Consider the following 10,614-nt stretch of genomic DNA (forward strand, 5'->3'; position numbering starts at 1 on the left):
CGGAAAAAATATTGGTATTTGTGTCCACACGATAGGATTTTATATCGGAAGAGGACTAGCAGCGATAGCGGGACTGCACTAGCCAAGAAATACTGACTTACATTTCCAAAGCCATAAAAAAATTAAAGGTAAGATTGCATTTAAAGGAGTATACAGGTTAGCTTGTTAAGCTTGCCAATATCATTTGGAGCGCAGTTGCAGTGCCGGTCGGTTCCGGTATTCCCGCTTTCCTTCCTGCCCCGATGAAAAATCGGGGGCATCCATTCAATCGGGGCTAAGCACAGGGGTTTTTGCTATAAAAAAGTAACCCTAGTTAAATAAACCCGATAAAGCGGATAGCCCGGATCCCGATTTTTCATCGGGAGAGGACTAGCAGCGATAGCGGGACTGCAGCAGCCAAGAAATACTGAATTACGTTTCCAAAACCATATAAGATTGCATTTAAAGGAGTATAAAGTTTAGGTTGTTTATCATCTGGAGTGCAGTTGCAGTGCCAATCGGTTCCGATATTCCCGCTTTCCTTCCTGCCCCGATGAAGAATCGGGGGCATCCATCCAATCGGGGCTAAGCACAGAGGCTTTTGCTCTAAACAAGCTATTGTTCCAAAAAATATTCCCATGTTAATCCTTACACCCTCAGATTAAACACCGATTTTGAGTTTATTTTTACCATTCTGTATATTTGACTTCCATACGTACCCAATGAGCACCAATACCGACATGAAAAGGCTTACCCGCCTAAGCGCCATTTTACTGCATTTACAAACCAGGCGAATGGTTAATACAGTCGATCTGGCAGCTAAGTTTGCCGTTAGTGTGCGTACCATTTACCGCGATATTAAGGTGCTCGAACAGATCGGTGTACCCATTGCCAGTTCCGAGGGCAAGGGTTATTCGTTGGCCGAAGGTTATAAAATCCCCCCCATAATGTTTACCGAACAAGAGGCCAACGCATTGATTACAGCAGGGCAGTTGGTTAATCTCAATAAAGACAGCTCATTGATCGGCGCCTATACCGAAGCGGTTGATAAAATAAAGGCGGTGCTCAACTATGCAGCGAAAGATAAAGTAGAACTGCTTTCTAAACGGGTGGCTGTAGGCACCATAGGTATAGCGCAAGCTACCAGTAATTCGTTAACTACCATCCAAAATGCATTAACAAGTTTTACCGTTTTGCGTATCGGCTACACAGCAGAAGGTAAAAACGAGTGTTTAGAAAGACTGATTGAGCCATTCGCTTTTTATTACAGTACACAGCAACAATGGACGCTTATTGCCTTTTGCAGGTTGCGGAATGATTTCAGGATGTTCCGCTTGGATAGGATAGCTGCCATACAGGTAACTGATGATAAGTTTGTGCCCCATCAACTCAATCTTCAGGAATATTTACAGGAAAAAGAAAAAAACTTTACAGGCACTGACAAACAGTTGTCATAAGCCCCAGATACCTTCGTTGCACAATTAAAATTATAAGCAATGAATTTAATATCCATCCGGATCATTACCTCCAAGATAGAGGAACTCATCAATTTTTACGAACAGGTAACAGGTGTAAGTGCAATGAGGTATACACCTGATTTCGCAGAGGTTAAAACCAAAACTGCTACACTTGCTATAGGAAGCACCAATACTTTACAGTTTTTTGGAGGCGATAACGTGGCACAGCCTGCACACAACCGCAGCGTAATTATCGAATTTATGGTTGAAGATGTACAACAGCATTTCGAAAAACTGGCGGGCTTTTTAAAAGACTGTACTGTGCAGGAGCCTACTACCATGCCCTGGGGAAACAAATCTTTATTGTTAAGAGATCCCGACGGTAACCTGGTAAACCTTTTTACACCGGTTAGCAGAGAAGCAGTTGCCAAGTTTGAGGGGAGTTAACCTGCGGTAAACCATAATGCATTTATTTCGCGCAGATGGCGCGGATTTACACAGAGTAGCCGTTTAATTATTTTTCACTATATAAGACATATAATATCGCAGAAGCTTATATGTCTTACATGGTGAAACTATGCTGTTTTAAGTGTATAAATTTTATTTGGTGCTGATTAAAGCATCTACACTGCGTTTACCTCCACCGGTAACCATTAGTGCAATTACAATCCCTATCAATAATAAATGGTATTCTATACCTTCACCTTTCTGACTGCCGAACCAGTTCATAAAAAAGCCGAATGGCATGTGTACAGTTGTAATCATGCCGATAAACATGATCAGAAAAGCCGCAGCAAAAGGCCTTGTCAAAAAACCGGCAAGCATGGCTATGGTTCCGAAAAATAAAAGAAAGATGACCAGAAAACCAACGATATATGGCAAGCCGCTTTGGGTAAAGTAGCCCATCGAACCGGTATATCCATAACCACCGAACAGGCCCAGTAACAACTGTGCGCCATGTGGCCATAATACAATAAACAATGTAATCCGAAGGATAAGTGAGGTAACCTGATTTTCAGTAGTGGTGATTTTGTTAATTAAAGCTTTCATTTTTTTATGTAAGTATGGAAGCAAAAATACCATGCACCCTCAATTGGGACCAATAACATAGTTTAATAAATAATATTAAACTATGTTAATATTTTCTAATGTTTACTGCTTAAGCGCGCTTTAATTTTACTTAAAAAAACAGGCGTAACACCAAGGTAGGAGGCAATATGGTATTGGGGCAAACGGTTTTCGAGTGTGGGGTATTTTTTGATAAAGCGGAGGTAACGTTCATCCGCCTTAGTGCTGATCATGTTCAGTAAACGGTCGTTCTGGGCAATAATAGAATTCTGGTAAAGCTTTCTGAAATAGATATTCAGGGAAGGAATCTGGATCAGTAAATCTTCCCAACGTTCTTTTGTGATGATAAATACCTCACTATCTTCCAAAGCCTCTACATGGTATTTTGATGCATTGCCCGTAAAAAAGCTCTGCAGGTCAGTAAGCCACCATCCCTCAACGCCGAAAGCAATATTATGCGCTACACCATCGCTATCCAGGTAATAAATACGCAGGCAGCCACTTACAATAAAATGTTCGGTATTGGCCGGGTAGGGTGGTTCTACCAGCAACTGGTTTTTTCTCACTTTACGGTACTGAAAAGCGGAGGTAACCAGTGCCGCTTCCTGTTCTGAAAGTGCAACATGCATCCTGAAATTCTGTAAAATGAGATCGATCATATTTAAATGGGTAATACTTATACGAAAATCATAAAAGTATAAAATGTTAAGCAATCTAAACCAGAAATTAGGTCAGCGTTAACTCATTAAAATTGATAAAATCAATTATACAGCTTTGATCCATTTATCTCCCCATTCGCAAAATTGAGGAACAAGCGGAAGAAGATCTTTAGCCTTTTCGGTTAAAAAGTATTCCACTATCGGGTGTTTGGGATCCGGCCCTTCAATTTTTTCTACAAAGCCCTCCTGTGTTAATTCTCTTAACCTTTTTCCCAAAATTTCATCAGATAAGGTGTTATATTCTTTTTTCAATGTACTGAAACGGTTTGTACCCCAATGGATGGAAAACATGATCTGCATTTTCCACTGCGGCGAAATTAACCGCATTACCTCATTAAAGGTACAGGCCTGGTTTAAAATCTGTTCGTTGAGGCTAATGGTTGAATTATCTTTTTTAAGGGTACTCATTATGGGCGGAGTTATTGATGCAGCATAGTACAGCCGCTAATTTTGTGATCAAAACAAATATATGAAAAACGAAACTTTAGAAGTAATACAATCACTTGTTAAGGGATTTAATGCCACGGATAGAAAAGACTTTGAAACCAGCCGCCTGCTTTGGACAGACGAAGTAATTATCGATTTTGGTGGCGTAAAAGCACAACAGGTAATGAAAGCTGATGATCTTGCCAACTGGGCAAAAATCGCCTACCAGCACATGACAACCATGCACATTACCTTTAACCACGAGGTTAATATAGTTGGAGATAAGGCTACCGTACATTCTTATGGCCGTGCGCTCCACAAACAAAAAGTAAGTAAAGGAGAGGATTTCTGGTTTATTTATGCAAGGTACGAACACGAACTAACTAAAGTAGGTGACGTTTGGAAAGTAAACAAGCTCTACATGCTGCCTGTTTTTGAAGAAGGCAACAGCAATCTGGTTAATCAGGCTTATGAAGATGCGCTAAAACAGGAACACAATCAATAAACTGCTAATTATTAATGGCTAGAGAAGGGGAATTTTCCGACCTTCTCTAACCCTGTTTTAAAAAAGCCTATTTTTTCTGACCGTACACCACCATAGATGCTTTAGCCAAAGTGGCAAAATACAGGTTAAAACCTACACTGGCAGGTGTTGCATTTTTATCCAGATCAAGGTTTTTTCCCACCGCATACACTGTAATGAGGAACCTATGCGCAGGTCCGTCGTTTGGTGCAGCACCGCAATAACCTGGTGTACCGTAATCGGAATTACTTTGTATGGTTCCCATAGGGACAAGGTTCTTTTGCGGATCACCTGCACCCTGTTTCAATTCATGCACGGCAGATGGGATATTAAAAACCACCCAATGCCAAAAACCACTGCCTGTGGGCGCATCCATATCGTAAATAGTTACTGCAAAACTCTTGGTCCCGCTTGGTTCATTCTCCCAATAAAGCTGTGGCGATAGATTTTCCCCTTTAAATCCCATACCATTAAAAAACTGTTTGTTGGTAAGCTGCCCGCCCAGTTCCCTGTTTTTTAATGTAAATGTTTGGGCGAAAGTAGCGCTGTAAACCATTAGCGCCACCATGATAATTATTAATCTTTTCATTGAAATTTTGTTTTGATCCAAAACTAGTCCCAGGCACATATAAAGCTTTTACCAAATGGTAAAAAGAAATACAGATCCAAAAAAATGATAATCCATTATTTACCAAATGATAAATATTTAATTAATGTTTAAGCTGAAATTTGCATGATCAATTAAAGAAATAAAATTATGGCACGAATATTTATTACCGGCTCATCTGATGGTCTTGGCCAGATGGCTGCAAAAATCCTGATAAATCAAGGGCACCAGATTGTACTGCATGCAAGAAATGAACAGCGGGCAGAAACAGCTTTAAAAGCCAACCCAAAGGCCGAAGCGGTAACAATAGCAGATCTTTTGGATATTGCACAAACCATTGATCTGGCCAACCAGGTTAACCATATGGGTAGTTTTGACGCTGTTATCCATAATGCAGCGGTGGGCTATCAGGAACCTGCAAGGTTAAATACCGTTGATGGTCTTCCCCATGTATTTGCCATCAATAGTCTTGCACCATATCTGCTTACGGCACTTATACAAAAACCCAAACGGTTGATTTACCTAAGCTCCGGTCTGCACCGTAGTGGCGACAGCAGCCTGAGCGATCTGAAATGGAAAAATAAAAGTTGGAATGGTTTCCAGGCTTATTCCGATTCGAAACTACACAATGTTTTGCTCGCTTTTGCTGTAGCCGAAATGTGGAAGGATGTTTATTCCAATGCGTTGGAACCGGGCTGGGTGGCTACTAAAATGGGTGGACCAGGTGCGCCCGATAGTTTGCGCGATGCCCCATTAACACAGGTGTGGCTTGCTTCATCTGCTGATAGGGAAGCGCTGAGCAGTGGAGGATATTATTACCATAAAAAACCGCAGGTTTTGCATCCTGATGCAAAAAATAAAGATTTACAGCAATTGTTCCTGGAGAAGTGTTACCGCTACTCAGGAGTGAAGTTTCCGCTTTAAAGTCTTTTTATTACCATAATCATTACCCAACCTTAATTCCTTTAAATTTTATAACGCTATTTAATGAGCCGATCATTATCTGTAACTGCTAAACCGGAGCATTACACACTTCTCATCAGTATCCTTGCTGCCGAAGCTTTTCTTGTTCTTTTCCAGGCGTACCTTGTTGCCCCGCTTATACCCGCATTATCGGAGAGTTTAAATGCACCGGTTTCGGCGTTGGGCTTACTTATACCCGCATACACCATTCCATATGGTCTTTCTACCCTCATCTACGGTCCGCTTTCTGATAGGGTCGGTAGAAAACCCATACTTTTGGCCTTATTTGGTTTACAGGCACTAAGCTGTTTGTTAATTCCCTTGTGCAGCAGTGTAACAGCATTAATTGCAATCAGGATAATGTCGGGATTAGCTACCGGAGGAATTATTCCGGTTTCTGTATCCCTTATCGGCGATATTTTCCCTTACCAAAAAAGAGGAAAGTATATCGGCTTATTATTCGGTGCCATGGCCGGCGGAATTTCATTCGGGGCAAGTATGGGCATATTCTTTAATCCTATATTGGGCTGGCGGAATGAATTTATGATTGCCGGAACCATAAGTTTAGCTGTATTTATAGTGGCCCTGATCAATCACCATCAGTTTCCTGTTTTTTTGCCCAAACCACGCATTTCAACAAAAGTGATTGTCCGCAATGGTTATCATTTATTGTCATCAGGTAAAGGAAGCCGTTTGTACCTTTACATCTTTCTCAATGGGCTTTTCCATAGTGGTGTTTTTTCGTGGCTGGGTTATTATTTCAAAATCCGGTATGGCCTCGCAGATCAGGGAATTGGTTTAGCCTTATTGGGATATGGTATTCCGGGGATGTTGCTTGGCGTAACCATTGGCAAACTGGCCGACAGCCACGGCAGACAGAAAATATTACCCTGGGGGTTGATGACTGGTGCTATTGCGGTACTGGTATTAAGCTTCAATATATCTGTTTGGTATGCCGCAATCGCTGTTACACTACTCTCATTAGGGTATGATATGACCCAACCTTTATTCGCCGGAATGGTAACCTCCGTAGGCAAAGAAGAAACAAGAGGCCTTGCTGTTGCACTTAGTGCCTGTGTTCTGTTCCTTGGTTATGGGGCAGGAGCTTATATATTCCAGCAGCTGTTAACCCAGGGTTTAAAAACATCCTTTTCAGCCTTTGCGGCATTCGAATTCTTCTTGGGTTTAATAGCCTTAAAGCTGCTCAAAAATTACAGCTGATAAAATTCCCTGATGGTATAATTGTTATGGTTAAGCCTTTTCAGTTCGCTGATCAGATAATACCGGTGCAGAAAACCTGTAAGAACAACAATTCTTTTGCCTTTATATTTTTCGGCAACTTCGTAAATATTTTTGGCCATGGTACGGTTACGGAGATCCCAAAAATCACTCATGAGTTTAAATCCATCCCTGTAGGTAATTTTTTCTCCGTTTGGTTTTATTACGGTATGGGATAAAAATTCAGGTCGATCATTTACAATCCTGAGGAGTTTTTTGTACTGGTTGTTCTGGCGTACTTTGCTGATTGAATCGGTTTTATCGTTATTGAAATTTTCAGCGCTAAGCTGTGCTACATCCATCAGTTTTTTATTAAGATCAAGATATTGTTTATAAATGGAACTATGCACGGCATTTAACACACCGGTTTTATATAAACTATCGATTAACTTAACTGTAAGATTATCGGTTGGTACCATTCCTTTATCTTTCCGGTACTGGTTTCTTCCTTCAAAATCAAACGGGAAACGTTGCGTATTGGGAAATTTTTCACAGAACAGGTTACTAGCCTGAATCTCGTTTCCTTTAAGCGTTGCGGTACCCGTATATTCTTTCATACTCGCTTTATCAACCTCATGCAGGATCACATCCGGTCTGGCTTTTTCGAGTATGGCAAAAAGCATTTTAGGGGTATAATTGGCCACACTATCATGGATATTTCCAATAATACATATCTCTGTTTTCACATTTTTCTGTGCAGCGCAAAAGGTGTAAAAAGTGATAAATATGATGCTGATAATTGTTGTTTTCATAACATTAAACTGATTAAGGCGTAAGGGATAGATGAATGATGTTCCGGGTGCCGAAGATAGGATATTATTCAGCACTTATCTGTCACATCCTTGTGCAATAGGATATTTACCCGATCGGAAACAAAAAAGCCCCACATTTCTGTGAGGCTATTGCGGCTTAACTAAATAATATATTGGCTTTTACTTAAACAGGTGTTTTTTAAATTGATTGGGGGTGCTGCCTGTTTCCCGTTTAAAAAGTCGCGAGAAATAAGACAGGTCCTCAAAACCAAGTGCATAGGCAATTTCAGAAACACGCTGATCATTACTTCTCAAACGGTTTTTGGCCTCATTTATAAGATAAATATGGATTAATTCGATAGCTGTTTTACCGGTTTCCTGTTTCAGTAAATCGCTCAGATAACGGGGCGATAGGCTAAGCTGCGATGCCAAAGTACTTACAGTAGGTAAGCCCCGAAGTTCCGTTGCCCCGTTTTTAAAATAAGCATCGAGTACATCATTAAATTTTGATACTGTTTTACCCGAAAGCTCGGCGCGGTTGATAAACTGGCGCTTGTAAAAACGCTGCGAATACTTCAGCATCGAATCTACATGCGAAAGCATAATGCTCCGGCTGTACTCATCGTTGTTTGCACGGTATTCGGCATCAATTTTGAAAAAAAGATCCCACATAATCTGTTCTTCACGGGGTGAAAGATGTAATGCTTCGTTGGCCTCATAATCAAAAAATGCGTACTTCCCGATCTCATTGTTCAGCGAATGGCCATTTAAAAAATCCTCATGGATAAAGACAATGAACGAGTCTTCGTGATACTCCAGATTTTGAAACTGCATAATCTGCCTGGGCTTGGCAAACAGCATACAACCATTTTCATGATCATATTGGGTACGCCCATACATGATAACACCTGATTTAAGCTTTTTAAACCCGAGGATAAAAAAATCGGAAGTAAAAGGATTTTCCCCAAGCGAAGTGGTTTTCGGACATCTATATACACTGAATAATGGATGTTCGGGCATGGGTAAACCATTAAAACGGTGCAGTTCTGCCAGGCTTTTATAATGTTTCATGATTATACAAATTAAACCAATCTAAATCTAAAACAAGGTGAAGATATGGTGAATATAATCATTATTTACCCTGTGCGGCCAATGTTGTTTCCTGCCACTTATCCCATTCTTCTATCCGGTTGCCATAGTCTTTTTTTACCAGCATATTGGCGTACTTTCCGAGCAATAAACGGAGGGGCGGGTTTTCACTATCGATCAGTTTCAATAAAGCTTCGGTGGTACCGCTAGCAGTTCCATGGAAATCAGGAGGGATGCCGGCCTGGTGATTGTTTTTCACTTCATCATATTCAGGAATTGCAGTAGTGCGGGCAGCAGATGAGCCTCCCCATTCGGTATCAAATCCGGCAGGTTCAATAATCGAAACATTGATGCCAAAACCTTTTACCTCTGCAGCCAGCGATTCGCTTAATCCCTCTACCGCAAATTTAGAAGCAGCATATAAGCCCAAAACCGGACGGCTGATTAATCCCAAAACGCTCGAAAGCTGGATAATATGTCCATAACCTTGCTCTCGCATCACCGGCAATACAGCCTGCGAAAGCCATAATAAACCAAAAAAATTGGTTTCCATCTGCTCCCTTGCTTCTTTTTCACTTGTTTCTTCAATTGCACCGAACAAACCGTAACCTGCATTATTGATCAGAACATCAATGCTTCCAAAATGTTCTTTCGCTTTATTCATCGCTTCGAAACCGGCATCACGGCTGTTAACATCTAACTGTAACGTTAAAATGTTATTCCCATATTTAGCTTTCAGATCATCCAGTGCAGCTACATTGCGTGCAGTCGCAATTACTTTATCGCCTCTTTGCAACAGGGCTTCTGCCCATATTTTACCGAAACCACGTGAGGCTCCGGTAATAAAAATTGTTTTCGACATATGATTGTTTTTATATAGTCAAAGTTACTTTGCTTTACATCCAGCGGTTAGGACATAAGTAGGAAACATTAGCACATTTTTACCTTGGACAGCATGGTCTTTCTTTTTTAAACAAAATAGTTCTTATAAAAAAAGTAAAGGTAATTGCTGTGCTTATATATTAATTTAGCATCAAAAATTATAAGGCCATATTTAATTAATGTTTCACCATGACAAAGAGATCTTTTTTAAAACAGCAAGTTTTAATGTCTTTAAATGAAAAGCTTAAAGTATATGGCTTTAAATTCAAAAAATTCGGTGATTCCTTTCTACAGGACACAGAGTTAGGATGGAATATGTTAAGTATTGTTTTTTTAACAAGCAGCACTGGATGGAACATTAGGCCTGGTTTATTAATCCGTTTTAATCTTGTAGAGAATCTGTTCCATCAAATATCCAGCTTTGAAGAAAAGTATCAGAAAGGAACTCCGACCCTGGGTACGAGTATTGAAGGCTTAAACATTAATGGACCTGCGTCAAGATTTGAATTAACAGAAGAAACACAGATAGATATGGTTGCTGATAAATTATTTGAACTTTTTAAATCTGTAGGAATTCCTTTTTTTGATCAATATAAAGATTTTCATACTGTAGAACGTGCCATTAACCAGGATACTAATGAAACACATTTAACAGGGCCGATTTTTAAGGGTACAAAAGGCTTAATATTAGCTAAAATATTGGACCATAAGGATTTCAAAACGCTAGAAGAGAAATATCTCTATTATTATAAAAATTTCTCTAATGGTTTTTATTTGTCCGAATACATAAGACTAACTGAATTATTAAGGGATAACTATCAGGATTCGTGGAAAGAATGATCATTAATCGGATCAAGCGGAAAAGTTGGGG

The 10,614-nt window shown here is 40.1% G+C and carries 13 protein-coding genes; 6 read left to right on the forward strand and 7 right to left on the reverse strand.

The window, feature by feature from the left end:
- Nucleotides 1–701: 701 nt before the first annotated feature.
- Both B2V92_RS24025 and B2V92_RS24030 read left to right on the forward strand, forming a co-directional pair.
- Entirely contained in the window at nt 702–1,436 is a 735-nt protein-coding gene (locus tag B2V92_RS24025; protein ID WP_293312888.1) for a helix-turn-helix transcriptional regulator, read from the forward strand.
- 39 nt (nt 1,437–1,475) lie between these two features.
- Entirely contained in the window at nt 1,476–1,883 is a 408-nt protein-coding gene (locus B2V92_RS24030) for a VOC family protein (RefSeq protein WP_293312890.1), read from the forward strand.
- A 153-nt stretch (nt 1,884–2,036) separates the two neighbouring features.
- Here the strand turns inward: B2V92_RS24030 and B2V92_RS24035 are convergent, their stop codons facing one another.
- The 3 genes from B2V92_RS24035 to B2V92_RS24045 form a co-directional block, all read right to left on the reverse strand.
- A complete protein-coding gene (locus tag B2V92_RS24035; protein ID WP_293312892.1) occupies nt 2,037–2,486 on the reverse strand; it encodes a DoxX family protein in 450 nt (149 codons plus the stop codon).
- A 95-nt stretch (nt 2,487–2,581) separates the two neighbouring features.
- Nucleotides 2,582–3,163: a Crp/Fnr family transcriptional regulator gene (locus tag B2V92_RS24040; protein ID WP_293312894.1), complete on the reverse strand. Its 582-nt coding sequence runs from the start codon at nt 3,161–3,163 to the stop codon at nt 2,582–2,584.
- A gap of 105 nt (nt 3,164–3,268) precedes the next feature.
- Nucleotides 3,269–3,631 (reverse strand): winged helix-turn-helix transcriptional regulator, encoded by a 363-nt coding sequence (locus tag B2V92_RS24045; protein ID WP_293312895.1) that lies wholly within the window; start codon nt 3,629–3,631, stop codon nt 3,269–3,271.
- A gap of 61 nt (nt 3,632–3,692) precedes the next feature.
- Between B2V92_RS24045 and B2V92_RS24050 the strand changes: the two genes are divergently transcribed.
- Complete coding sequence (locus tag B2V92_RS24050) at nt 3,693–4,154, forward strand: nuclear transport factor 2 family protein (protein ID WP_293312896.1); 462 nt, start codon at nt 3,693–3,695, stop codon at nt 4,152–4,154.
- Nucleotides 4,155–4,221: 67 nt separating this feature from the next.
- Here B2V92_RS24050 and B2V92_RS24055 read toward each other — a convergent pair whose 3' ends face one another.
- The gene (locus tag B2V92_RS24055) at nt 4,222–4,761 is read right to left on the reverse strand and encodes a YbhB/YbcL family Raf kinase inhibitor-like protein (protein WP_293312898.1); all 540 of its coding nucleotides are present in this window, start codon (nt 4,759–4,761) and stop codon (nt 4,222–4,224) included.
- A 168-nt stretch (nt 4,762–4,929) separates the two neighbouring features.
- On the opposite strand from B2V92_RS24055, the gene B2V92_RS24060 reads away from it, so the two are divergent.
- Together B2V92_RS24060 and B2V92_RS24065 are read left to right on the forward strand one after the other, a co-directional pair.
- Complete coding sequence (locus B2V92_RS24060; RefSeq protein WP_293312900.1) at nt 4,930–5,703, forward strand: SDR family NAD(P)-dependent oxidoreductase; 774 nt, start codon at nt 4,930–4,932, stop codon at nt 5,701–5,703.
- Between the two features lie 63 nt (nt 5,704–5,766).
- The gene (locus tag B2V92_RS24065; protein WP_293312902.1) at nt 5,767–6,963 is read left to right on the forward strand and encodes an MFS transporter; all 1,197 of its coding nucleotides are present in this window, start codon (nt 5,767–5,769) and stop codon (nt 6,961–6,963) included.
- Here B2V92_RS24065 and B2V92_RS24070 read toward each other — a convergent pair.
- From B2V92_RS24070 to B2V92_RS24080, 3 genes are all read right to left on the reverse strand, one after another.
- Entirely contained in the window at nt 6,954–7,772 is an 819-nt protein-coding gene (locus tag B2V92_RS24070) for a hypothetical protein (protein WP_293312904.1), read from the reverse strand. The two genes, B2V92_RS24065 and B2V92_RS24070, sit on opposite strands and share 10 nt — an antisense overlap.
- Before the next feature lie 180 nt (nt 7,773–7,952).
- Nucleotides 7,953–8,843, reverse strand: coding sequence for a helix-turn-helix domain-containing protein (locus B2V92_RS24075; protein WP_293312906.1), 891 nt, complete (start codon nt 8,841–8,843; stop codon nt 7,953–7,955).
- Between the two features lie 61 nt (nt 8,844–8,904).
- Nucleotides 8,905–9,723: an SDR family NAD(P)-dependent oxidoreductase gene (locus B2V92_RS24080; RefSeq protein ID WP_293312908.1), complete on the reverse strand. Its 819-nt coding sequence runs from the start codon at nt 9,721–9,723 to the stop codon at nt 8,905–8,907.
- A 209-nt stretch (nt 9,724–9,932) separates the two neighbouring features.
- Between B2V92_RS24080 and B2V92_RS24085 the strand changes: the two genes are divergently transcribed.
- The gene (locus B2V92_RS24085; protein ID WP_293312910.1) at nt 9,933–10,583 is read left to right on the forward strand and encodes a hypothetical protein; all 651 of its coding nucleotides are present in this window, start codon (nt 9,933–9,935) and stop codon (nt 10,581–10,583) included.
- Nucleotides 10,584–10,614: the final 31 nt, after the last annotated feature.

This window comes from Pedobacter sp. UBA5917, assembly GCF_002432345.1.
Lineage (GTDB): Bacteria > Bacteroidota > Bacteroidia > Sphingobacteriales > Sphingobacteriaceae > Pedobacter.

Bases quoted from the DNA above. Each gene is read 5' to 3' on its own strand.
- B2V92_RS24025 (WP_293312888.1), top strand. From the start codon at position 702: ATGAGCACCAATACCGACATGAAAAGGCTTACCCGCCTAAGCGCCATT.
- B2V92_RS24030 (WP_293312890.1), top strand. From the start codon at position 1,476: ATGAATTTAATATCCATCCGGATCATTACCTCCAAGATAGAGGAACTC.
- B2V92_RS24035 (WP_293312892.1), bottom strand. From the start codon at position 2,486: ATGAAAGCTTTAATTAACAAAATCACCACTACTGAAAATCAGGTTACC.
- B2V92_RS24040 (WP_293312894.1), bottom strand. From the start codon at position 3,163: ATGATCGATCTCATTTTACAGAATTTCAGGATGCATGTTGCACTTTCA.
- B2V92_RS24045 (WP_293312895.1), bottom strand. From the start codon at position 3,631: ATGAGTACCCTTAAAAAAGATAATTCAACCATTAGCCTCAACGAACAG.
- B2V92_RS24050 (WP_293312896.1), top strand. From the start codon at position 3,693: ATGAAAAACGAAACTTTAGAAGTAATACAATCACTTGTTAAGGGATTT.
- B2V92_RS24055 (WP_293312898.1), bottom strand. From the start codon at position 4,761: ATGAAAAGATTAATAATTATCATGGTGGCGCTAATGGTTTACAGCGCT.
- B2V92_RS24060 (WP_293312900.1), top strand. From the start codon at position 4,930: ATGGCACGAATATTTATTACCGGCTCATCTGATGGTCTTGGCCAGATG.
- B2V92_RS24065 (WP_293312902.1), top strand. From the start codon at position 5,767: ATGAGCCGATCATTATCTGTAACTGCTAAACCGGAGCATTACACACTT.
- B2V92_RS24070 (WP_293312904.1), bottom strand. From the start codon at position 7,772: ATGAAAACAACAATTATCAGCATCATATTTATCACTTTTTACACCTTT.
- B2V92_RS24075 (WP_293312906.1), bottom strand. From the start codon at position 8,843: ATGAAACATTATAAAAGCCTGGCAGAACTGCACCGTTTTAATGGTTTA.
- B2V92_RS24080 (WP_293312908.1), bottom strand. From the start codon at position 9,723: ATGTCGAAAACAATTTTTATTACCGGAGCCTCACGTGGTTTCGGTAAA.
- B2V92_RS24085 (WP_293312910.1), top strand. From the start codon at position 9,933: ATGACAAAGAGATCTTTTTTAAAACAGCAAGTTTTAATGTCTTTAAAT.